The sequence below is a fragment of the Pseudonocardia sp. N23 genome (assembly GCF_002583555.1).
In the GTDB taxonomy this organism is placed as follows: domain Bacteria; phylum Actinomycetota; class Actinomycetes; order Mycobacteriales; family Pseudonocardiaceae; genus Pseudonocardia.
Genome location: NZ_BEGX01000071.1, coordinates 141448 through 163844 on the forward strand (window position 1 = coordinate 141448; position 22397 = coordinate 163844).

The 22397-nt window shown below is 75.1% G+C and carries 20 protein-coding genes; 9 read left to right on the forward strand and 11 right to left on the reverse strand.

The window, feature by feature from the left end:
• Positions 1-62: 62 nt before the first annotated feature.
• Positions 63-1784 carry a Stk1 family PASTA domain-containing Ser/Thr kinase gene (pknB, locus tag TOK_RS21205; RefSeq protein WP_172457686.1) on the reverse strand — a complete coding sequence of 574 codons (1722 nt, stop codon included), beginning with the start codon at positions 1782-1784 and terminating at the stop codon, positions 63-65.
• A gap of 220 nt (positions 1785-2004) precedes the next feature.
• Here pknB and TOK_RS21210 point away from each other — a divergent pair, with 220 nt between their 5' ends.
• A complete protein-coding gene (locus TOK_RS21210; RefSeq protein WP_098959741.1) occupies positions 2005-2373 on the forward strand; it encodes an Rv2175c family DNA-binding protein in 369 nt (122 codons plus the stop codon).
• On the opposite strand, the gene TOK_RS21215 is transcribed toward TOK_RS21210, so the two are convergent.
• Genes TOK_RS21215 through TOK_RS21230 form a run of 4 tightly spaced genes read right to left on the reverse strand, consistent with a single transcriptional unit; the run spans position 2342 to position 7733 of the window.
• Positions 2342-3382: a phytoene/squalene synthase family protein gene (locus TOK_RS21215; RefSeq protein WP_098959742.1), complete on the reverse strand. Its 1041-nt coding sequence runs from the start codon at positions 3380-3382 to the stop codon at positions 2342-2344. The two genes, TOK_RS21210 and TOK_RS21215, sit on opposite strands and share 32 nt — an antisense overlap.
• On the reverse strand, positions 3360-5072 hold the full coding sequence (gene mptB, locus TOK_RS21220; RefSeq protein ID WP_253258533.1) for a polyprenol phosphomannose-dependent alpha 1,6 mannosyltransferase MptB: 1713 nt from the start codon (positions 5070-5072) through the stop codon (positions 3360-3362). The genes TOK_RS21215 and mptB overlap by 23 nt, the downstream gene beginning before the upstream one ends.
• Before the next feature lie 28 nt (positions 5073-5100).
• On the reverse strand, positions 5101-6714 hold the full coding sequence (gene crtI / locus TOK_RS21225; protein ID WP_098959744.1) for a phytoene desaturase family protein: 1614 nt from the start codon (positions 6712-6714) through the stop codon (positions 5101-5103).
• Positions 6711-7733 (reverse strand): polyprenyl synthetase family protein, encoded by a 1023-nt coding sequence (locus tag TOK_RS21230; RefSeq protein ID WP_098959775.1) that lies wholly within the window; start codon positions 7731-7733, stop codon positions 6711-6713. Before TOK_RS21230 ends, crtI begins: the two co-directional genes overlap by 4 nt.
• Before the next feature lie 341 nt (positions 7734-8074).
• Between TOK_RS21230 and metF the strand changes: the two genes are divergently transcribed.
• Positions 8075-8977 (forward strand): methylenetetrahydrofolate reductase [NAD(P)H], encoded by a 903-nt coding sequence (gene metF / locus TOK_RS21235; protein ID WP_098959776.1) that lies wholly within the window; start codon positions 8075-8077, stop codon positions 8975-8977.
• A 15-nt stretch (positions 8978-8992) separates the two neighbouring features.
• On the opposite strand, the gene TOK_RS21240 is transcribed toward metF, so the two are convergent.
• Positions 8993-9685: a DUF3153 domain-containing protein gene (locus TOK_RS21240; protein ID WP_098959745.1), complete on the reverse strand. Its 693-nt coding sequence runs from the start codon at positions 9683-9685 to the stop codon at positions 8993-8995.
• Between the two features lie 107 nt (positions 9686-9792).
• Entirely contained in the window at positions 9793-10416 is a 624-nt protein-coding gene (locus tag TOK_RS21245; RefSeq protein ID WP_098959746.1) for an N-acetyltransferase, read from the reverse strand.
• A 482-nt stretch (positions 10417-10898) separates the two neighbouring features.
• Here TOK_RS21245 and TOK_RS21250 point away from each other — a divergent pair, with 482 nt between their 5' ends.
• Together TOK_RS21250 and TOK_RS32765 are read left to right on the forward strand one after the other, a co-directional pair.
• Positions 10899-11216 carry a hypothetical protein gene (locus TOK_RS21250; RefSeq protein WP_098959747.1) on the forward strand — a complete coding sequence of 106 codons (318 nt, stop codon included), beginning with the start codon at positions 10899-10901 and terminating at the stop codon, positions 11214-11216.
• Entirely contained in the window at positions 11213-12058 is an 846-nt protein-coding gene (locus tag TOK_RS32765; RefSeq protein WP_253258534.1) for an SAV_6107 family HEPN domain-containing protein, read from the forward strand. The genes TOK_RS21250 and TOK_RS32765 overlap by 4 nt, the downstream gene beginning before the upstream one ends.
• A 62-nt stretch (positions 12059-12120) precedes the next feature.
• On the opposite strand, the gene TOK_RS21260 is transcribed toward TOK_RS32765, so the two are convergent.
• The gene (locus TOK_RS21260) at positions 12121-13005 is read right to left on the reverse strand and encodes a ParA family protein (RefSeq protein ID WP_098959748.1); all 885 of its coding nucleotides are present in this window, start codon (positions 13003-13005) and stop codon (positions 12121-12123) included.
• A 43-nt stretch (positions 13006-13048) separates the two neighbouring features.
• Between TOK_RS21260 and TOK_RS21265 the strand changes: the two genes are divergently transcribed.
• Positions 13049-13798: a bifunctional 2-polyprenyl-6-hydroxyphenol methylase/3-demethylubiquinol 3-O-methyltransferase UbiG gene (locus TOK_RS21265; RefSeq protein WP_253258535.1), complete on the forward strand. Its 750-nt coding sequence runs from the start codon at positions 13049-13051 to the stop codon at positions 13796-13798.
• Positions 13799-14175: 377 nt separating this feature from the next.
• On the forward strand, positions 14176-14571 hold the full coding sequence (locus tag TOK_RS21270) for a DUF3040 domain-containing protein (RefSeq protein ID WP_098959749.1): 396 nt from the start codon (positions 14176-14178) through the stop codon (positions 14569-14571).
• Between the two features lie 259 nt (positions 14572-14830).
• On the opposite strand, the gene TOK_RS21275 is transcribed toward TOK_RS21270, so the two are convergent.
• From TOK_RS21275 to TOK_RS21285, 3 genes are read right to left on the reverse strand one after another with little or no spacing between them, the layout of a single operon-like run.
• Positions 14831-17089, reverse strand: a complete 2259-nt coding sequence (locus TOK_RS21275) for a DUF3488 and transglutaminase-like domain-containing protein (RefSeq protein WP_141566480.1) — start codon at positions 17087-17089, stop codon at positions 14831-14833.
• A complete protein-coding gene (locus TOK_RS21280; protein ID WP_098959751.1) occupies positions 17086-18360 on the reverse strand; it encodes a DUF58 domain-containing protein in 1275 nt (424 codons plus the stop codon). Before TOK_RS21280 ends, TOK_RS21275 begins: the two co-directional genes overlap by 4 nt.
• 4 nt (positions 18361-18364) lie before the next feature.
• A complete protein-coding gene (locus tag TOK_RS21285; protein ID WP_098959752.1) occupies positions 18365-19390 on the reverse strand; it encodes a MoxR family ATPase in 1026 nt (341 codons plus the stop codon).
• 505 nt (positions 19391-19895) lie between these two features.
• Here TOK_RS21285 and mraZ point away from each other — a divergent pair.
• The 3 genes from mraZ to TOK_RS21300 all read left to right on the forward strand — a co-directional run.
• A complete protein-coding gene (gene mraZ, locus TOK_RS21290; RefSeq protein ID WP_098959779.1) occupies positions 19896-20327 on the forward strand; it encodes a division/cell wall cluster transcriptional repressor MraZ in 432 nt (143 codons plus the stop codon).
• A gap of 262 nt (positions 20328-20589) precedes the next feature.
• Positions 20590-21570 carry a 16S rRNA (cytosine(1402)-N(4))-methyltransferase RsmH gene (rsmH, locus tag TOK_RS21295; protein ID WP_098959753.1) on the forward strand — a complete coding sequence of 327 codons (981 nt, stop codon included), beginning with the start codon at positions 20590-20592 and terminating at the stop codon, positions 21568-21570.
• A 172-nt stretch (positions 21571-21742) separates the two neighbouring features.
• Positions 21743-22397: hypothetical protein (locus tag TOK_RS21300; protein ID WP_098959754.1), on the forward strand; the 655-nt coding region annotated here is incomplete at its 3' end.

A 22397-nucleotide genomic window follows, 5' to 3' on the forward strand; every position in this document is an offset into this window, starting at 1 on the left:
GTCAGGGCTCAGAACCCTGTCAGGGCTCAGAACACGGTCAGGGCTCAGAACACGGTCAGGGCTCAGAACACGGTCAGGGTGATCGTGCTGCCGCGCGGCAGCGACTCGCCGGCGTCGGGGTACTGGGCCACGACCCGTCCGTTGTCGCGGTCGCCGAACGGGAAGTCCGACTCGGTCTCGACGTCGAACCCGGCCTCGCGCAGAGCCTGCGTGGCCTGGTTGACCCGCATGCCGACGACGTGGGGGACCTCGACGGTCTTGGGCCGCTCGCCCTTGCTGAGCACCAGGGTGACCGGCGCGCCGACGGGCAGCGCGGTGCCCGCAGCGGGATCGGTGCGCAGCACCGCACCCTCGGGGACGGTGTCGCTGAACTCGGTGGCCGCGACCGAGCGGACCGGGGTGAGGTCGCCGTCACGGAGCTGCTGCTCGGCGGCGGCGACCGCCGCTCCCGGAGCCACCGCGGGCACCACCGGACGCCCGCTCGACACGGTCAGCTGCACGTGCGCCCCGCGCAGCAGCCGTGACTGCGGCGCCGGGTCGGCCTGCGCGACCACGTCGGCCGCGATGGAGTCGTGGTGCTCCTCGTTGACCGTTACGACCAGGTCGGAGTCGGCCAGCAGTCGTTCCGCCGCCGGCCGGTCGAGACCGACGACCGACGGCATCGCCGTCCACCGGCCGGTGCCCAGCCACCAGGCCGCGCCCGCCACGACCAGACCGAGCACCAGCACGACCGCGATCCACAGCGCGAGCCAGCGCCGGCCGCGGCGGCGCGCCGCGTGGTGGGTGGCCGGCGCGTCCGGGGCCGCGGCGGGGGTGAACGCGACAGAACCCGGGGGGCGCTCCATCGTGCGGGTGCCACCCGGGCCGGCCAGGCCCGCCGCGGGCACCGTCAGCTGCTCCTCCACGGGCCGCACCGGCGGGCGCACCGGCACACGGGGGACACCGAGCCGGTCGCGCACGGCCTGCAACGCGGCCAGGAACGCCCCCGCGTCGGCCGGGCGGGCCGCCGGGTCGCGCCGGGTCGCCGCCAGGACCAGCTCGTCGAGCTCCGGGGGGACGTCGCCGGCCACCTGCGAGGGGGCCGGGACGTCCTCGTTGACGTGGCGCAGCGCCACCGTGATCGGCACGTCGGCCACGTACGGCGGGGAGCCGGTCAGCAGTTCGTAGAGCACGATGCCCGCCGAGTAGACGTCGCTGCGGGCGTCTGCCGCGCCGCTGGCCACCTGCTCGGGGGAGAGGTAGGCGAGAGTGCCCATGATCATGCCGGCGTGGCTGGCGCCGCTCTGGGCGGCCGCGGTGACCAACCCGAAGTCGGCGACCTTGACCTCACCGGTGTCCGAGATGAGCACGTTCTCGGGTTTGACGTCGCGGTGCACCATGCCGAGCCGGTGCGCCTCGGCCAGCCCGGCCAGCACCGGCGCCATGACGGCGAACGCCGTGGGCACGCCCACCGCGCCCCGCGCCCGCAGCACATCGCGCAGCGTGCCGCCCTGCACCAGCTCCATGACCAGGAACAACGCGCCGTCGGGACCGTCGCCCTGGTCGTGCACGTCGACGACGGCCGGGTGGTCGATCCGCGCCGCGAGACGGGCCTCGCGCTCGAAGCGGGCCCGGAACGCCGGGTCGGCCGCCATGGCGCCGTCCATCACCTTGATCGCGACGGGACGGTCCAGCCTGGTGTCGAGCCCGTGGTAGACCGTCGACATGCCGCCCTTGGCGATCACCCCGCCGACGCGGTAGCGCGCATCGAGCAGCGCACCTGCGAATCCGGTCGGGGCGGTCACCCCCCGACGGTACCGTCCGGTCGGAGGCTGCCGGTCATTGCCGGTGATGTGGCATCCTGTGCCGCTGTGAGTGAGCGTCAGCGATCGAACCATCTACACAGCGTGTCCGCGAAGCGTCGGCCGAGCCTTGGCGAGGCCGGACGATGAGTGAGCGTCAGCGATCGAACCATCTACACAGCGTGTCCGCGACGCGTCGGCCGAGCCTTGGCGAGGCCGGACGATGAGTGAGGTGTCGGGCGCCGAGTCGGTGCTCGCCGACGATGTGGTGACCGTTCCGGTCGCCGACGTCGCCGAGGCGTTGTCCGTTCCCGTCAGCCGCGTGCACCAGCTCGTGCGCGACGGGCAGCTGCTGTCGTTGCGTCGCGACGGGGCCGTCGTTGTCCCCGCCGACTTCCTCGACGCCGACCTCGGGATCATCAAGGGTCTGAGCGGCACGATCACGGTGCTGCGTGACGGCGGCTACACCGACTCCGCAATCCTGCGCTGGTTGTACGCCGACGACGAGTCGTTGCCGGGCACGCCCGTCGCCGCGCTGGTCGCTGGGCGGCACAAGGAGGTCAAGCGTCGCGCGCAGGCGATGGCGTTCTGACCCGTCCGGCGGGCCGCGCGGCGCGGCTCGGGGTCCGGGCCACGACGGCCCGGGCCAACCCGGGGATCGCGACGGCCGCGCGCCGCGCGGTGCCGACCCGCACCCGCTCGTGCAGCACCGTGTCGTAGCCGGCGTCGGCGACCCGGTCGAGGATGCCCCCGTAGAGGGTCGCGGCCGCGTCGATGCACGCCTGCGACACCGGTTCCAGCATCCCGATGCCGGGCGCGGCGCGCCGGTACACCGCGCGCGTGCGGGCCACGAGGTGCGCGACCGCGGCCCGCACCCGCGGGTCGCGGGCCCGCCGGACACGGCACCACATGAGCAGGTCGCGGTCGACGCCGAACGCGGCCAGCTCGTCGGCGGGCAGGTAGACACGGCCGCGGTCGAGGTCGTCGCCGACGTCGCGCAGGAAGTTCGTCAGCTGGAACGCGACGCCCAGTGCGGCGGCAGGTGGCTCTGCCTCCTCGCGGGGGACGACGGTGCCCAGGATCGGCACCATCTGCAGCCCGATCACGGCCGCGGAGCCGTGCATGTAGCGGGCCAGGTCGTCGTAGGTCGCGTAGTCGGTGACCTCGGTGTCCATCCGCATCGACGTCAGGAAGTCGCGGAAGTGCGCCGGGTCGATCGCGTAGCGGCGGGCGGTGTCGGCGACGGCGAGCAGGACGGGGGCGGCACCCGTCCCCGCACCGTCCGGCAACGCCCCGAGTGCCGGCTCTGGCGCGCGGCCGTCGAGCACGGCGTCGAGGGCCCGGCCCAGGGCGTCGATGCCCGCGGCCCGGTCGCCGGGTGCGCGACCGTCGGACAGGTCGTCGACGATCTCGTCGGCGAACCGGGCGAACCCGTACAGGGCGTGCACCGCGGGCCGCCGCGAGGCGGGCAGCAGCCGGGTCGCGAGGAAGTAGGTGCGGCCGTGCGCGGCGTGCAGGTCCCGGCAGGCGGCGTACCCGGCGCGCAGGGCCGGATCGGTCAGGCCCGCGGCGTCGAGCTCAGCTCGGCCGTTGCCCGGCACCGGCGGCCGCCACGGGGTCGCGGGACTCTTCGGGGGCGGCGACCGGCTTGCGCCGGGAGAGCCTTCTGTTCAGGCCCAGCGGGTCGGGCGTGTGCAACGACCAGGCCGCGAGCAGGCAGCCGAGCGCGCAGATCGCGAGGTAGCCCCAGTTGTAGAGGGCGTCCTCGCCGTTGGGGTAGTAGACGATCACCATCCACAACGAGCCCGCGACCAGCCATGACAGGTGTTTGCGCGACCAGGGCGCCATCGCCAGGAACGCGATGCCCCAGCTCAGGTACCACGGCAGCGTCGCAGGGGAGAGCACGGCGACCGCGAGCAGGACGATGCCCGCCCGGCGCAGCGCGTCGGGGCCGCCGTCGCGGGCCGCGAGCCACTGCTTCACCGCGATCCAGACGAGCAGGGCAGCGCCCACGATGCGCGCGACGTTGATGAACGGTTGCTTCGGGACCGTGACGACCAGGTTGACCAGCCAGTGGACGAGCTCACCCGCGCCCGTCGGCCACGACAGCCAGTTGACGATCATCGACGGCGCGCTGAGCGCCGGCAGCCACCCGAGCCCGACGCCTGCGGCCACGGTGATCAGGCCGAACGTCACCACGAACACGCCGATGCCGGCGCCGATGGCCTTGCCGATCCGGACAGCACGGGTGGAGCCCGGCATCTGCATGGCCCAGATCAGGACGACGAACGGCAACGCCACCGCGGCGCTGGCCTTGACGGCCATCGCGGCGCTCACCAGCACGATCGCCAGCAGGCAACGCCCGCGCAGCGCGAACAGGCCGCCGACGGCCAGCAGTCCCATGACCAGGAGGTCGTTGTGACCACCGCCGACCATGTGGATGATCATCAGCGGGTTGGCGACCGCCACCCAGAGGGCCACCGGCACCTTGCCGCCCATCCGGCGGGTCAGCTCCGGCAGCGCCCAGACCAGAAGGACCAGGCCGAGGCACAGCACCAGGCGCATGAGGATGACGCCGACGATGATGTTGTTGCCCGCCAGCGCGGCCGTGCCCTTGGCCAGCAGGATGAACAGCGGCCCGTACGGTGCCGGCGTGTCCTGCCAGAAGAAGTGCACGTTGTCGGTGAACACGCCCGGCATCGCGTCCGGCCCGACCGCGTACGGGTCGAATCCGTGGAGCGGCAGCGCCCCCTGCGCCAGGTAGCTGAAGACGTCACGGGTGAACAGCGGCGGCGTCACGAGCATCGGGATCAGCCACACGACCGCGGTGCTGAGCACCGCGCGTCCGCCGACCCGCCCGGCCAGCACCTCGCGGCCCAGCCGGATCCACGCCCATGCCAGCAGGACGACGCCGATGTAGACCAGTGCCGTCGCGATCTCGGAGCCGTGGCCGTAGCGCCAGAACCCGATGGGGGAGTTGGTCAGCCACGGGTCGCGGATCAGGGTGCCACCCGCGCCGAACCCGCCGACGAGCATCAGCAGTGCCGCACCAAGGCCCATCAGCAGTGGGCCGCGCGGCGGGCTGCCGAACCGGGAGCGGCGGGCCGCGAGGACGGTGTCGTGCCCGGCAGGGTCCGTGCCGGCGACCTGCTGTGCTGCGGACTGCGAGGCGGACTCCGGAGGCGTCGCGGCGGCCTCGGCCACCGACGGGACGGCGGACGGCACCGGCTCCGATGTCGTCGGCTCGGGCGCCGCCGGTCCCGGGACCGGGGTGGAGGGCTGGGCGGTCATGTCGGCGCCCATGCTCGCACGCCCGCCGTCACGGCCGTGTCGGGACCCTGGGGTGGGGTCGTGCCGACGTCCGTGACCACGGGGAGAACCCTCGACCCGCCGTGGCGCCGCGGTTGCGTCCGGTCGGACCGGTGATCCGCTCGGCGGCCAGGCGCCCCGACAGCACCACCGGCGGGATCCCCACGCCCGGCGTCGTCCCGCACCCGGCCAGCACGACGTTGTCCAGGCCGCGCACCAGGTTGCGGGGCCGGAACGGGCCCGTCTGGGCGAGCGTGTGGGCCAGTGAGAACGGGGTCCCCGCGCCGAGGCCCTGTGCGGCCCAGTCGGAGGGCGTCACGAGCTGCGACACCTCGATCGACCCTGCCACGTCGCCGAACCCGCGCGCGGCCAGCACGCCGAGCAGCTCGTCGCGGTAGGCCGGGCCGATGCGCGACCAGTCGATCGACGACGACTCGGTGTTCGGGCACGGCGCCAGCACGAACAGAAGGTCCCGATCGGCAGGGGCCAGCGTGGGATCGGTCGCGGTCGGGCGCGTCACCAGCAACGACGGGTCGCTCATCAGCCGGCCCTGGTCGATGACCTCGTCGAAGGTCCGGTCCCAGGCGCCGCCGAAGGAGATCGTGTGGTGGGCGGAGTCGCCGGAGTCGTCGGTGAGGCGGCGGTCCAGTCCCGCGTGCAGCACCACCGCGCTCGGCGACCACCGCAGCGGGACCGGCCGCCGGGGCCGTCGGCCCAGCAGCCGGTGCACCACCGGCAGGTCCGGGGTGAGCACGACGGCGTCGCAGGCCAGCCGGTCGAGGTCGGACCCGCCCGTCGTGGTGTGGCGGACCGCATCCACCCGCCCGGAGCGGCGGTCGAGCCCGGTCACCGTCCGTCCGTAGAGGATCCGCCCGCCCGCCGACGTCACCGCGCCCGCGAGCGCCGCACCCAGCGCGCGCATCCCGCCGCGGGGGAACCACACGCCCGCCACCGTGTCCATGTAGGCGATGACGCCGTACGCGCCCAGCGCGTGCCGGGGCGCCACCCCGGCGTAGAGGGACTGGAAGGAGAAGATGCGGCGGAGCCGCTCGTCGGGGATGCGGCGCGCCACCTGCGGGCCCAGCCGCCCGAAGCCGCCCGCGGCCGCCAGCCGCGCCAGGTCGGGGACCAGCAGGTCCAGCGGGGAGTCGATGTTCGCGCCGATGAACCGGTCGATCTCCGCCTCGTAGAGCCGGGTGAGCCAGGCCCGCAGGTCCCGGTACCCGGCCGCCGCCGCGGCCCCGCACGTGCGGGCGACCTCGGCCTCCATCGCCGCACCGTCGGTGTGGACGTCGATGACCGAGCCGTCCGCGAACCGCGCCCGGTAGGCGGGATCGAGCGCGACCAGGTCGAGGCGGTCGGTCAGCCGCTCACCGACGGCCGCGAACACCTCGTCGAGCAGGTCCGGCATCGTCAGCACCGTCGGGCCCGTGTCGATGCGGAACGTCCCCGACGGGCCCTCCAGGTCGAGGGCACCCGCCCGGCCGCCGGGCCCCGCGTCGCGCTCGACGATCGTGACCTCCCGGCCCGCGCCGAGCAGGTGCAGCGCTGCGCACAGGCCGGACAGGCCGGCGCCCACGACGACGACGTGGTCGGTCGGCCCTGGAACCGTGCGGGTCGTCATCGGCGGCGACGGGTCGCGCGGACGGCGAGGTCGGCGAGCATCGCCGCGGCAGGTTCGGTCACGTCGGCCTCGTGCAGGGCGTCGAGCGCGGAGGTCGTCAGCGTCGCGATCCGGTCCTCGACGGCGTCGGTCGCGCCCAGGTCGACGAGGACGTGGCGGACCCGGTCGACCCCCGCGTCGTCGAGGGCCGGGTCGCCGAGCGCGTCGGTGACCACCTGTGCGGACGTGGCGTCGCCGCGCTCGCCCGCCCGTTCCAGTGCGAGCGCGACCAGCAGCGTCCGCTTGCCCTCGCGCAGGTCGTCGCCCGCGGGCTTGCCGGTGACGTCCGGGTCGCCGAAGACGCCGAGCATGTCGTCGCGCAGCTGGAACGCGATCCCGATGTCGGCGCCGAAGCGGCGGTAGGCGTCGGTCAGCGCGGTGTCGGCCCCCGCGAGGGCCGCTCCGATGTGCAACGGCCGCTCGACCGTGTAGGCGGCCGTCTTGAACCGGTTGACCCGCATCGCCGACGCGGTCGTGGTGTCGGCCCGGGCCTGGGCCAGGACGTCGAGGTACTGCCCGCACAGGACCTCGGTCCGCATCGCCCGCCACGGCTCGCCCGCCCGCGCCAGCGCCGCCGCGTCCAGCCCTGAGCTCTGCAGCATGTCGTCGGCCCAGGCCAGCGCGAGGTCGCCCAGCAGGATGGCGGCGGCCGCGCCGAACCGCTCGGCGTCGCCGGTCCAGCCCTGCTCACGGTGGCGGGCCGCGAACTCCACGTGCACCGTCGGACGCCCGCGCCGGGTCGCCGACGCGTCGATGTAGTCGTCGTGGACCAGCGCGCACGCCTGCAACAGCTCCAGTGCGCTCACCGCACGCAGCACCGCTGCGGCCTGCTCCGGGTCACCGCCCGCACCGCGCCAGCCCCACCAGGCGAACGTCGGCCGGATCCGTTTCCCGCTGCCCAGGACGAAGCGCTCCAGCACCTCGACGGCCTCGTCGACCTCGAGCGCGACGGCGGCGGCGTCGAGCCGGCGCTCCGCCAGGGACGCCGCGAGCTCGCCCTCGACGGCGGCGGGGACGTCGGCGTCGGTGTGTGCGAGAACCCGCTGTGGGTCCGTGGCCGGGTCGGTACCGGCCGCCGCGGGGGCCGGTACCGACCCGGTGAGGTCGAGATCGGCAGCGCCGGAACGGGCGCTCACCCCGGTCCCCGGGAGCTCGCATCGGTCATGGGCACGACGCGAGACTATCGGCGGGCCCCCGGTGCGGCGCGGTGACGCGATCAGTGGCCGGACCGGGCGCTCCGGGACGAACCGGATCCGGCGTCCCCCTGACGGTCCCCGCACAGGGCGGTGGTGGTGTCCGACCCGGGCCGTACCCTGTGCCGGTGAGCAGCACCCCGCCCCGGCGCGCGACGGTCGTCGACCGGCTCCACGTCGATCGCCCCGTCTTCTCCGTGGAGTTCTTCCCGCCCAAGGACGCCGCGGGCGAGGCGCAGCTGTGGGGGGCGATCCGGCGGCTCGAGACGCTCGACCCGGCGTTCGTCTCCGTCACCTACGGCGCCGGCGGGTCCAGCCGGGACCGCACGATCCGTACCACCGAGCGGATCGCCTCGGACACCACCCTGGTGCCGATGGCGCACCTCACGGCCGTCGACCACACCCGCGCCGAGCTGCGCCACGTCATCGGCTCCTACGCCGCGGCCGGCGTCCGCAACGTCCTCGCGGTCCGTGGCGACCCTCCCGGCGACCCGCTGGGCGAGTGGACCCCCCACCCCGAGGGCCTCGCCTACGCCGACGAGCTCGTCACGATGGTCCGCAGCCTCGGCGACTTCTGCGTGGGCGTTGCCGCCTTCCCCTACGGCCACCCCCGCTCGACCGACGCCGACACCGACTTCGCGCGCCTCGTCGCCAAGATCCGGGCGGGCGCCGACTTCGCCATCACCCAGCTGTTCCTCGAACCAGGCGGGTTCCTGCGGCTGCGTGACCGGCTCGACGCCGCCGGCTGCCGCGTCCCGCTGCTACCCGGGATCATGCCGCTCACGACCGTGCGGACCCTGCACCGCGGCCCGGAGCTCTCCGGCGCCCCGCTGCCCGACGACCTCGTCGCCCGCCTCGACCGCTTCTCCGACGATCCCGTCGCCTTCCGCGCCGCGGGCATGGACGCGACGACAGAGCTGTGCGAGAAGCTCCTCGCCGAAGGCGTGCGGGGGCTGCACTTCTACACGCTCAACCGCTCACCGGCCACGGTCGAGCTGGTCGGCCGGCTGGGGCTCGCCGCGGGGCGCTGACCCGCGGCTGCGCGTTCAGCGCCCCGACGGGCTGACCGGGGGGTTGCGGGTGCGGTGCGCCATCCGGACCACACCCACCGATGCCGCCGCCACCACCAGCGCCAGCCCGATCGTCCACGCCGTGGCCGACGGTGCGTTCGGGTCGTCGTAGGCCACCGACGCGCGCACGTCGCCCACCTGGCCCGGCGTGAACGTCCAGCTGATGGTCCCGGACTCGGTGTCGCCGTTGGTCTCCAGCACCTCGCCGGGCGCACTGATCTTGAGCTGGAAGTCCGCCTTGTCGACGGGGATCGTCGTCAGGTCGACCTTGCCGGTGATGAGCACCCGGTTGCCCGCGCGGCGCAACGTCAGCTCGGTGCGCTGCTGCCCGGCAGGCCCTGCGACCCCCGCCAGCCGCGACACCTGGTCGAACGACAGACCCGAGAAGCGCAGCACCGATCCGGTGTAGCCGTCCTGCCGGTAGTCGGTGACGTCGATCTTGTCGCGGAAGTCCTCGGGCAGCGTCAGGGACGGACCGCGGTCGTCCGGCGACGTCTGCGGCGTCGCGAGGACGATCTCGCCCGTCACCGTGTCGTCGGGTTGCAGGGCCAGCGCCGTCCGCACCCGGGCGCAGCCGCCGAGGGCCCCGAGCACGAGCACGGCCATCAGGACGACGGCCAGTACGCGGCGGCGGGGGGAGCGGACGCCTGCGACGGGCGGGGACTGCATGGCGTCATCGTGCCATCGGGACCTCCCGGGGCCGTGACGGCGGGGCGGTCGGCACGTCGCCCCTCCGGCGCGACCAGGAACGGACACGCCTCGCCGGTGGTGCCGGCTCATGCCGGGCGGGGTGGCCGGACATCCTGCGGGGCAACGGGATCCGCGCCGTCCGGCGGGTCGAGCGGCAGGGTCCGGCCCAGGACCGCGAACGGGCGCGCGTCGCCGGTGAACCGGTGGTGGCGCAGCACGTCGGTGAACCCGGTGCGCCGGTAGAGCCGCCACGCCCGGCCCGGCTGCCGGTCGCCGTACTCGGGCGTCGACAACAGGACCCGGCTGTGGCCGACGCCCGCGAGCAGGGCGCGCAGCAGTCCCTCGCCGAGCCGGGCGCCCTGGGCGTCGGGGCGGACGTGCAGCTCGGTCAGCTCGAAGTAGTCGGCCAGCCACAGCGGCGCCGACGGGTCGTCCCCGATACCGCTGCGGACCTCGTCGTACCACCACTGGCCGGCTCCGCCCGAGTAGCCGTAGGCGATCCCGACCAGGGAGCCCGTCGTGTCCAGCCAGCCCACCGCGCGCCAGCCGGGACGACGGCCGTGGTCGAGCCACAGGGTGCGGCGCTGGCGGGCCGTGCTGCGCGGGTAGCCCATCGCGGCGACGTAGACGGCGAGCGCCTCGTCGACCCGCGCCGCGAACTCGACCGGTCCGAGCTCGACGAGCCGGTGCCGCGGGCGCGCGGTGGTCATCGGCCCGCTCGTTCCGGTCCGGTGCCTGCCCCGCGCCTGCCCTCCGGGCCGCTGTGTGTGGGGCCGCTGTGTGTGGGGCCGCTGTGTGTGGGGCCGCCGGGGGCCGGGTCCTGCCGGGCCGGGCCTCCGGTGGGGCGTGCGCGCGGCGCCCGTCGGGCGCCGGCGCGGGCCGCGGGCGCGTCGGGGACCAGCACCCGGTGCGGGTGCGGGGCGGGTGGGCGATCCGGGCCGTGCACCGCGACATCTCATCACGCCGCACAGCGGCCGCGCAGGGGCGGGCGGCCGGACTTGACGTCGCGGGACCGGGCAGCTCTACTGGATTCATCGAACATGTGTTCGATACGATGGTTCGAGTCGCGCCGGCCGGCGAGCGAGGGGAAGCGCTCGCCGGCGGTGCGACCCGGGAGGAGTGTGGTCGAGGTGAGGGCACCGTCGGGGCCGGGCGCGGGCGGTCCGGTGGCAGGGGCGTCGGGTGGATCCGGATGAGCGGGTTCAGCAGGGTGTTCGGTTCACGGCAGCCGATGCCGATCCAGGTCCGCTGGCAGGACGGCGAACCGGTCGAGTTCCAGCGCCGGCCCGTGCGCCGCGGGCCGCGCTACCTGATCACCGATGTGCGGGAGCGCTGGATCGAGGAGTCGCCGTGGCCGTTCCCGTCGCCGATGCCGATCGGCGGGGACAGGTTGCGGTGCTGGCGTGTGACGGCGCGGTCGGCCGAGGAGCCGCACGCGCCCGAGATCGAGTTCGTGCTGCGGATGCGGGCAGGGCCGGGTGTGTGGGACCTCGTGCGGGTGCCCCGATGAGGGTGGCGGACGCGGTGCCGGTCGGGTCAGGGCCCGTTGCGATGGACGGTACGGCCGTCGGGAAGGGCGCGGCTCGGGTGGCCGCGGGGGCGCGGATGAACGGGCCTGCGGACAGCGCGGGCCGGCCCGGCGGGAGCGAACCGGCCGGCGGGAACGAGCGGGAAGGGGCGGCGACGATGGACCACGTGCTGGAGCACCTGCGGGATCGCAGGACGGAGCGCGCACCCGGCGGGCCGGCGGAGCCGTCGGCCCGTGTCGGCCGGGACGACCGGCGCGGCGCAGCCGGGCGGGATGCGGGACAGACGGTGTTGCCGTTCGTCGCCGGCCCGCGGCGGCCGCGGCAGGCAGGCCGAGGCCGGGGTGGGGAAGCCCCGGCACGTCCCGCCGCCACCGGTCGTCGCGCCGCGTTCGACGCCCCACGCGGCGACGGGCGCGGTGCCCGTACGCGGCGGGGGTCGCAGGCGGTACCGCCGACGTCGCGGCACGCGGGCGCACTCCTGCGGCAGGCGCAGGAGGGGCTTGCCGAGGCCCGAACGCTGGAAGACCCGTTGCGCCGCTATCCCGCCGCCTATCTGTCCGCACTGCGTGCCGCGGCGGCGGTACTGGCGTTGCGGGCGCGGCCGCAGCCGCGTCGCGGCGCCACCCGCAACGTGTGGGACCTGCTCGCAGGCGTGGCCCCGGAGCTGGGGGAGTGGGCGTCGTTCTTCGCGTCCTGCTCCGCGACGCGTGCGGCCGCCGAGGTGGGGATCGCGCGGCTGGTGAGCCGCCGCGACGCCGACGACCTGCTCCGCCAGTCCGAGCAGTTCGTCGCGCTCGTCGCGGCCGGCGTACCGATCCGATGACCGCGGTGTCGCCGGCTGCCGCGGTGGCGGCAGCCGGCTACCACGATGAACTGACCGGCAGGTCAGGCGATCGGAGGGGGAGGCGAGGTGCCCGGCCGCCCGGACGCGCGTCCACTGCGCAGCACCCGGGCCAGCAACGTCGTGAACACGGCCGAGACCTCGCGCGCCCCCGGGGTGTCCCACGCCTGGATGGGCAGGCACGCGCCCTGGGCCTGCTGCACGGCCGACCGGTCGGGCACCACACCGCTGAACACCAGCGGCCCGAAGATCTCCCGCAGCTCGGAGATGCGGTACTCGTGCTCGGCGTTGCGGGGGCGGACCCGGTTGATCAACACCCCCAGCGGCTGCAGCTCGGGGTTGCCGCGATGCCGCTCGGTGTGCACCGCGTCGAACGCCCGCTGCACGCCCGACACCGCGAACATCGTCGGGTCCGTGACCAGGATCGCCCGCTGCGCCGCGGTGAGCGCGCTGCGGGTGAGCTGCCCCAGCGACGGCGGGCAGTCGATGACCACGAGCCGGTAGGCGTCGGGATCGCCGGGGTCGTACCCGGCGGCGCCGGCGATCGGGTCGTCATCGTCGTCCGGGTCGGCGTCGGGCAGGTCGTGCAGCCGGGACAGGGCCCGCACCAGCCGGTTGAGCTGCTTCGGGCCGGGATCGGGATGGTTGTGCCGCTCGGTCTGCTCCGCACCGACGACGACGTCGAGCCCCTCACCCCATCCGCTCGGTGCGATCGCCCGGTGCAGCACGGAGCGCCGTGGATCGTCGAGCACGTCGGCGATGGTCGCCGTCGTGGGCTCGACATCGAGGGCGATGGTGGCATTCGCCTGCGGGTCGAGATCGACCAGCAGGGTCCGGATTCCGTGATGCAGGGCAGCACCCGCGAGACCGAGGGCCACGGTGGTCTTCCCGACACCGCCCTTGAGGCTCAACGTGGCGACGACGTGCACGCGATCAAACTACTCCGTCTTGGGGACCACTACGCTGCGGTCCGTGACTGCGGCGGCGGGAGATCTGCTCGGTGCGTCCGGCGGCAGCCGGGTGGGCCGAGCGCTCGAGACGGAGCTGGATCGAGTCCGGGGGGCGCACCCCGCCCGCCGACCACTGGTCCTCGACGTGGGCGGCGGAAGCGGCGCGTGGGCGGTGCCGCTCGCGGTGGCGGGCTGCACCGTGATGGTCGTCGACAGCAGCCCCAACGCTCTCGCCGCGCTGCAGCGGCGCGCCCGTGAGGCGGGCGTCGGCGAGCACGTGAGCGCGGTGCAGGGCGACGTCGACGCCCTCGCCGACTGCGTCGAACCCGGCAGCGCCGATCTCGTGCTCGGTCACGGGCTGCTCGAGGTCGTCGACGACGCGCACCGCGCCGTCGAGGCCCTCACCGCAGCGGCGGCCCCCGGTGCGGCGGTGTCGGTGCTGGTCACGGGCCGCACCGCGGCCGTGCTGACCCGTGTCCTCGCCGGTCGGCTCGCCGAGGCCCGCGCGATCCTCACCGACCCCGACGGTCGCTCCGGCGCCGGCGACAAGCTGCGCCGCCGCCTCGACGGGCCCGGCCTGCGGTCGTTGCTCGACGGCGCGGGCCTCGTCGTCGAGGTGGTCCAGGGCGACGGAGTGCTCGACTCCTGGCTGCCCGGCGCCGTCCGCGACGGTGGCGCGGCCGAGGTCGCCGAGCTCGAGTCGCTCGCGGCGGGTGTGCCGGCGCTGCGCGAGGTCGCGACCCGGCTGCACGCGCTCGCCCGTCGTCCCTGAGCGGCGGAGCCGACGTGTCGTCCCTACGGCGACGATAGAACGCCGGAAGGCATCCTGACCTGCTACGTGGAGTCCCGGCGCGCACCGGGACGCGCGGGCCGGATCGGTCCGGGCGGCCGGGCGTCGGGGTGGGCCGCGGAACGGGCCCGGCGACGGCGGCGTGGTCCCGCGGCTCGGTCCGGGCGGACGCACGGTTCGTCCGGAGGGCGAGGAGTGTGAGCCGTTCGAAGATCGGACAGTCGTGTTGGATACTCCGGCTAGTGGACCAGGCGCCGGACTCGTATCCTCTGCACTAGACGCCCACCCTGGGCGCTCGTCGTGTCGTTCCGGCACCATGGAAGATGACCCGACCGAAGATGTGTGCCGGAGGCGAAGCCATGCCCCTCTCCGAGCACGAGCAGCGACTGCTCGATCAGATCGAGCGTGCTCTCTACGCCGAGGACCCCAAGTTCGCATCGTCCGTACGCGGCGGCCGAATGCGCAAACCCACCCGCCGCAGGCGCCTTCAGGGCGTCCTGGTGTTCCTGCTCGGCCTTGTCCTGCTCGTCGTCGGAGTTGCCGTACGTGCGCTTTGGCTCGCCAGTAGCTTCCCCGTCCTGAGCGTGGTCGGCTTCCTGCTGATGCTGGGTGGCGCCGTGCTGGCCGTGACGTCCGTGGGTGCCAGTGGTGCCGCTGCCGCACAGGGCGGCAAGAGCGCCACGCAGCCGCAGGAACGCGGCGGCTTCACCGGGAAGATGGAGGAGCGTTTCCGGCGGCGCTTCGAGCAGGAGTGAGCTGACCTCGGGACAGCGTCCCGCACGACGGCGGCCCGGCTGGGCCGCCGTCGTCGTATGTCCGCCCGCGGAGCAGGGCGAGCGCGAACCGGTCGCGCGCACTCACAGCCACGGCATCTCGCGCGCGTCGTCGGCCGCCACCCTGACGATCGTGGAACCGGCCGCCGCGGACCGTGGGGTTGCGCAGCGGCGAGGGTGCGCACCCTCGCCGCTGTCTCGTCGCCTCGGGGCGACCGTGAGGGTGCGCGCGGAGTGAGCGTCAGGCGGAGGTGGTCGTGCGGGCCGGGGCGAGGTTGCGGCGGTCGGTCACCGAGCGCGGGAACAGCCGCCGGCCGAGGCCGATCGGGGTGCCCGTGGCCATCGCCTCCCGGACCGTACCGATGGCCGAGGTGAGCGCGGCGCCGTCGGCCTGCAACGGGCCACCGGCGTAGCGGGCGGCCTCGACGGCGGTGACGAGGTCGCGCAGCGCGTCCCGGGCGGGATCGCCGAGGCTGTGCGCGCCGACCAGCCGGCGGGCGGCACCGCGGACGGTGTCGGTGTCCGGGACGGTGACGCCGCGGTCGGTGGACTCCGCGAGCACCTCGGCCCAGGCCTGTTCGGCGGCGTCCGGTCCGCCGCCACCGGCCGCGGCGAGCCGTCGCCGGCGTTGCCCGCGACGCAGCAGCGAGGGCAGCGCGAGCGTGGCGACGACCAGCAGCGCGAGGACGGCCGCGACCGGGATCGTCCACGAGCTCGGCTCGTCGGTGGACGGGGGCGGCTGGTCGGGGGCGGTGGCCTGGTCCTGCGGGACGCCGGGGTCGGGCGAGTCGGTGGGGGTGGGGTCGGCGTCCTGCGGGGTGGCGGGCTCGGGGTCGGAGCCGCTCTGGTCGCGCGCCTGCTGCACGTAGGCGGGGACGATGCTGCGGCCGTCGGCGAGCGGGGTGGGGTCGAAGGCGGTCCAGCCGTAGCCGGCGAAGTAGACCTCGACCCACGCGTGCGCGTCGGAGCTGGTGATCAGCCGGCGGTCGCCGTCGACGGTGCCGCCGGTGAAGCCGACGGCGACCCGTGACGGCACGCCGACGGTGCGGAGCATCACGGCCATCGCGGTGGCGAACTGTTCGCAGTAGCCGGTGCGGCCCTGGGTGAGGAAGTCGACGAGCGCGTCGTCGCCGGTTCCGGGCGCGGTCTGCAGGCTGTAGTGGAACTGCGAGGACGGGCCGGTGAAGAAGTCGGTGACGGCCATCGCCTTGTCGAAGGCGGTGACCCGGCCGCGGGTGACCTCGGTGGTCAGGGCGCCGACGCGGGGGTCGACGCCGGCGACGTTGAGGTAGCCGACGTCGACGGCGCCGGGTGCGGCGGTGGCGGCGCGCAGCTCCTCGGCGCTGGGCGTGCCGATCACGGCGGACTGGGTCCAGCCGCTCTCCTCGCGCTGGCGGGTGCTGTAGGCGATGCCGGAGGCGGGGTCGAACGACCACGCGTCGGACAGGCCGTCGACCCGCTCGGGGCTGCCGTAGAGGGGGAGCCAGTAGTCGCGGAAGCCGACGTTCTCGACGGTGACGGTGGCCCGATCGGCGTTGCCGGTGGGCAGGCCGGGCAGGTCGGCGTCGCCGATGCGGACGCCGGGGGCGGGTGCGGTGGCGACGAACCCGCGGTCGGCGGCGAAGTCCCGCAACGTCAGTGCCCGCATGTACTGGGCGCGGGGGAGGCCGGAGACCTCGAAGAGGTCGGTGGGGGTGCCGCGGGTGAGCTGGCCGCGCAGCGCGGTGAAGGGGTTGAGCCCGATGGCGCCGGTGGCGCCGGCGTTGCCGCTGGTGAACCGGCCGGTGGTGCCGACCGCGGTGAACAATGACCCGGCGAGCAGCGCGACGGCGACGGCGACGGCCGTCATGACGATGCCGGCGGGCAGCTGGCGGCGGGCGCCGCGGCGGGTGAGCAGGAGCATCGCGAACCCGGCGGCGGGCCCGGCGACGGCCCACCACGGCAGGAGCTGCCCGGTGAGCGCGGTCGGGACGGCGTAGACGGCGAGCAGCGGCACGCCGGCGGCGGCCGCGGCCTGCCCGACGACGGCGATGAGCTGCACGACGATCGCGACGGCGCCGATGGCACCTGTCGAGAGCAGCAGGATCTCGGGGGTGGCGGCGATGGGCGGGACGCCGGTGCCGATCTGGGCGCCCGCACCGGCGACGAGCCGGCCGAGCTCGGCGAACGCGGAGGGTCCGGGCCACCACTCGGGGGTGAAGACCACCACGAGGTACTCGAGGACGGCGAGGACGGAGACGACGGCGCCGACGACGGCGTGGGTGCGGCGCAGCAGCAGGCCGACGACGACGCAGACGGCGATGACCCCGGCGGCGTGGCCGAGCCAGGCGAGGCCCGAGACGACGGCGGCGACGGGCGCGGAGGCGAGCAGGACGGCGACGCCGGCGATGACGCCGACCCAGGGCCCGGCGCGGTGGGGCGCGGGTGCGGGACGGGGGGTGGGGCGTCGATCGGTGTCGGTGTCGGTCTCCCGGGGCCGGGGCGGTGCGGGGGCGCTCACCACGCGCTCCCGGCGACGGCCTGCCGCCCGGCGGCGAGCTCGGCCCAGCAGCTGCGGGGGTCGGTGTCGGCGCGGGCGACGGCGACGTGCCAGCCGGCGGCGCGCAGGGCGACCGCGGCGGCGTCGGCGCCCGGGGCGCGGGCGGCGCCGGTGGTGTCCCAGCCGGCGACGTCGAGCAGGATCGCGTGTCCGCCGCCGTGGGGGCGGCGTTCGAGGAGCGCGCCGACGTCCTCCACGGTGGCGGCGCCGAGGATCGCGACGACGTCGCCGGTGGGGGCGACGGGCGGCCCGCCGAGCCCGGTGCGGGCGGAGACGCGCAGCGTCGCGAGTGCGTCGAGGATGCGGTCGGCGCCGGCCGAGGGGCCCCCGCCGACGCTGCCGCCGACGCGGTCGCCCAGCGCCGTGCCGTCCTCGGTGACGAGCGTGACGGGTTCACCGTGGCGGATCATGTGCAGGCAGATGCTCCCGGCGAGGGACACGGCGTACTCGAGGCTGGACGTCGGCCCGTCGCCGCGGTGGGCGCCGTCGCGCCGGTCGAGCAGCACGGTGATCTCGCCGCGCCAGGGGCGTTCCTCGAGGCGGACCATGAGGTCGTCGTGGCGGGCGGTGGCGCGCCAGTGCACGCGGCGCAGCTCGTCGCCGGAGCGGTAGGGGCGCACCATGACGTCGGGTTCGCCGACGCCCTGGTGGGCGACGACGGCGCCGGGAGTGCCCTCGCCGCCGCCGAGTGCGGACGGCAGCCCGTGCAGGTCGACGGTGGCGGGCAGGACGAGGAGCCGGTCGGCCTCGCCGTAGCGGCGGGGGAACTCGGCGAGCCCGAGGGGGTCGGTGATGCGGGCGACGAGCGGGCCGACGCGGTGCTCGCCGCGCAGGACGGGCCGCAGCGGGTAGCGCAACGTGACCCCGGAGCGGGCGGGGAGCCGGTGGACGGTGAACCGCGGTGGTGCCGACGCCCGGGGCCCGGCGGCGTCCGGCACGGTGTCGGCGACGCGCAGCGCTCCGACGAGCGGGCCGCCGGTGAGGCGGACGTCGACGCCGCAGTCGGTGCCGACGGGGACGCGTGCGGGGTCCACGGTGCGGTGCGCCCGGATGGCGCGGCGGGTGAGGGCGGCGACGGCGAGCGACAGCAGTGGCAGCGCGACGACGAACAACGCGAGGCGCAGCAGGTCGCGTTCGTCGAGGACGACCGCACTGACGGCGGTCGCGACACCACCCGCGAGCAGGCAGCGGCCGCGCACGGTCAGCCCTGAGGACCACCGCGGTGACGCCACCGGGTCAGGCTCCCGAGCGCGCGGCCGGGACCGGGACGGGCAGCCCGCCGACGAGGGCGCGGACGATGTCGCCCGCCGAGCGGCGTGCGGCCTGGGCGTCGGGGGTGAGCATCAGGCGGTGCGCGAGGACGGGGACGGCGACGGCCTGCACGTCGTCGGGGACGACGTAGTGGCGGCCGGCGAGCGCGGCCTGGGCGCGGGCGGCGCGCACGAGGTGCAGCGTCGCACGGGGGGAGGCGCCGAGGCGCAGGTCGGGCAGCGCGCGGGTGGCGGTGACGATGTCGACGCAGTACTGCCGCACCTCGGGTGCGATGTGCAGGTGGCGCACCGCGTCGACGACGGCGCGCACGGCGCGGGCGTCGGTGACGGGGCGCAGCGTCTCCAGCGGGTCGGACGCGGAGTGCTCGTCGACCATCGCGAGCTCGGCGGCCGGGTCGGGGTAGCCGATGGACACCCGGGCGGTGAACCGGTCGCGCTGGGCCTCGGGCAGCGGGAAGGTGCCGTCCATCTCGACGGGGTTCTGGGTGGCGACGACCATGAACGGGGCGGCGAGCTGATAGGTCGCGCCGTCGACGGTGACCTGGTCCTCGGCCATGCACTCGAGCAGCGCCGACTGCGTCTTGGGGGAGGCGCGGTTGATCTCGTCGGCGATGACGATGTTGGCGAAGACGGGGCCGGGCCGGAACTCGAACTCGCTGCTGTTGCGGTTGTAGATCGACATGCCCGTGATGTCGCCGGGCAGCAGGTCGGGGGTGAACTGCACGCGGCTGACCGAACAGTCGATGGACCGGGCCAGCGCCTTGGCCAGTGACGTCTTGCCGACGCCGGGGACGTCCTCGACGAGCAGGTGGCCCTCGGCCAGCAGCGTGACGAGCGCGACCCGCACGACCTCGGGCTTGCCGACGAGCACGCGGCCGATGCTCGCGGCGATGCGGGACGTGACGTCGGCGATGGCCCCGACGGCGGGGAGGTCGGTGTCGGTGTCGGTGGCCGCGCGTGGCCGACCGGACCGGCTGCTCGTCGTGGTCACCCGTCGTCCTCTCAGTCGTGCTCCCGGGACCTGCAGGACCGCCGCACACGGCGGGATCCACGAGGCGGTGTCACCACAGTCTGTCAAACGACGCGCCGGAGGTTCGCCCGGACGAGTGTTGTCACAGTTTCGTCTCGCCGACCGGTGCCCGGAGGGCGGCAGCCGGGCGCGCGGACGGCGGCAGTCCCGGCGCGGAGTGGTCCCCACCGCTCCCCACCGCGCCGAGCGGGCCGCCCACCATGCCCCCCCACCGCCCCCCACCCGGGGCCCGTGATCGCCCCCGAAGCGCCCCACGGGCCGTGGAACAGGTGGTCGTACGGGGTGGGGTGGCGTCCCTGCACGCTCGCGCCCCCCACCGGGCCCCCACCCACCCCCACCGTTCCTGAGCTGCAGGGATCCGCCGATCGTGGCTCCGGGAGGCTGCGTTTCGGGTTGACGGTGGAGTGAAGTGGGGTAGTGTGGGGCGCGTTGGAGCAACCGGGGACCTCGGGGAGAGGCGGTGCCGATGTTCCTCGGCACGTTCACCCCCAAGCTCGACGACAAGGGGCGGCTCACGCTGCCTGCGAAGTTCCGCGACGACCTCCGAGGTGGCCTGATGATCACGAAAGGGCAGGACCACTGCCTCTACGTGTTCACACGCGAGGCCTTCGGCGAGCTGGCGACGAAGATCGCGTCGGCGCCGCTGACCAACGAGTCGGCACGGGCCTTCCAGCGAAACCTGTTCTCCGGGACCGACGAGCAGAACCCCGACGGCCAGGGCCGGATCGCGATCAACCCGGACCTGCGGCGCTATGCCGGTCTCTCCAAGGACTGCGTGGTGATCGGCGCGTTCACCCGCGTCGAGATCTGGGACGCGCAGGCCTGGTCGGAGTACCAGGAGCGACACGAGGACGACTACGCGAAGGCGCAGGAGGAGGTCCTTCCCGGATTGATCTGACCTCCAGGCGATGCCCCCTCCCGGGGGCCGTGGCCGCCCGTCGCGACGGACAGCCCTGACGCACCTTCCCCGGCGCCAGGTCACGTCCTCGCGGATGGCACCCGGCACCCGGGAGGAGGCATCGCCCGAACGGCCCGGCTGGGGAGTACGGGGCGACGTGGCGGCGATCGGGGCTCGTGCGCCCGGCAGTTGCCATACGCGGACATCGGCCGCGGAGAACATCGGCGGACAGGCGGCGACAGCGGGCGAGGCGAGGTGAGTGGTGGGGCAGCACCCTGAGGGAGACGGGCCGGCTGGGGCCAGGCACGTCCCCGTCCTCCTGCCCCGCGTGCTCGAGCTGCTGGAGCCGGCGCTGTCCGGACGTCCGGCGGTGATGGTGGACGCCACGCTGGGGCTCGGCGGCCACTCCGCGGCGCTGCTCGCCGCGCACCCGCAGCTGACCCTCGTCGGTCTCGACCGCGACCCGCAGGCACTCGAGCTCGCGGGCCGCAGGCTCGTCGCCTACGCCGGCCGGACGCACCTCGTCCACGCTGTCTACGACCGCATCGCCGACGTCCTCGCGGAGCTGGGGCTTCCAGGGGCCGACGGTGTGCTGTTCGACCTGGGGGTGTCCTCCCTCCAGCTCGACGCCGACGAGCGCGGCTTCTCCTACTCGCGCGACTCCGACCTCGACATGCGGATGGACCCGACCACGGGCCCGACCGCGGCCGACGTCGTCAATACGTACCCCGTACCGCAGCTCGCGCGGATCCTGCGCGAGTACGGGGAGGAGCGCTTCGCGGGCCGGATCGCCGCGGCGATCGGCCGGACGCGCGACCACCGGCCGTTCACCCGCAGCGCCGAGCTCGTGGAGCTGCTCTACGCCACGGTGCCCGCAGCGTCGCGGCGCACCGGTGGTCACCCCGCCAAGCGGACGTTCCAGGCACTGCGCATCGAGGTGAACGCCGAGCTCGACGCGGTGCGCGACGCCGTGCCGGCCGCGGTCGACTCGCTGACCCTGGGCGGTCGCATCGTCGTGCTGTCCTACCACTCGCTCGAGGACAGGCTGGTCAAGCGCGAGCTCGCGGCCCGGTCGGTGTCGACGTCGCCGCAGGACCTGCCCGTCGAGCTGCCCGGCCACGGCCCGGAGCTTCGGCTTCTGGTCCGCGGGTCGCAGCCTGCGTCCGAGGACGAGATCGCGGACAACCCGCGGGCCGCCTCGGTGCGCCTGCGTGCAGCAGAGCGGATCCGGGAGGCGGCATGACCGCCGGGCCGGGTCCACGTCACCGCTTCGCGCCCGCCATCCGTGCGGCCGCCGGGGCGGTCACCGTCAGCAGCGTCATCCGCGTCGTGACCGGGGGGTCGGAATGAGCGCGCCAGTCACAGAACGCCAGCACGTGGTGGCACCGTCGCGGGGGAGGCGGAGCCGGGCGGCGGTGCCGGCCCAGCGGTCGGCGCGCGTCGCCGACGTCCCGGCGCAGCGGAGCCGGTCGGGCACGCCCCGGGGCACCACGACGACCGTCCCGAGGACCACCCCGCGAACCGGTACGAAGAGTGCGCCGACGACCGCGAGCCCGCGCACCGCGGCCCAGCGCGCCTATGCCCGCCGCGACGACCGGTTGCGCCGCGTCGTCGGCGGGCGGCTGCCGAAGCAGTCGGCCCCGGCCGGTCGCGCACAGTTCGTCCTGCTGGTGATGGTGCTGCTGGCCATCGGGCTGGTGGCCACGCTGTGGCTGTCGACCGCAGCCGCTGCCGACTCCTACCGGCTGCAGGACTCCCGCACCGCGACCCGTGACCTCACCGAGCAGAGCGAGCTGCTGCGCAAGCAGGTCGCCGCGCTCGACGCCTCACCCTCGCTGGCCCAGCGCGCCACCGACCTCGGGATGGTGCCGTCACTGAACCCGGCGCGGCTCGTCGTCGGCACCGATGGGGCGGTGACGCTGGTCGGCGAGCCCTCGGCCGCGCAGCCGCCGCCTCCTCCTCCGCCGCCCCCCGCGCCGCCGGTCCCGCCCGCCGACCCGAACGCGCAGGTGGGCACCCCGCCGGCCGACGCCGGCGCGCAGGCGCCGCCGCCCGCCGACGCGGGCGCCC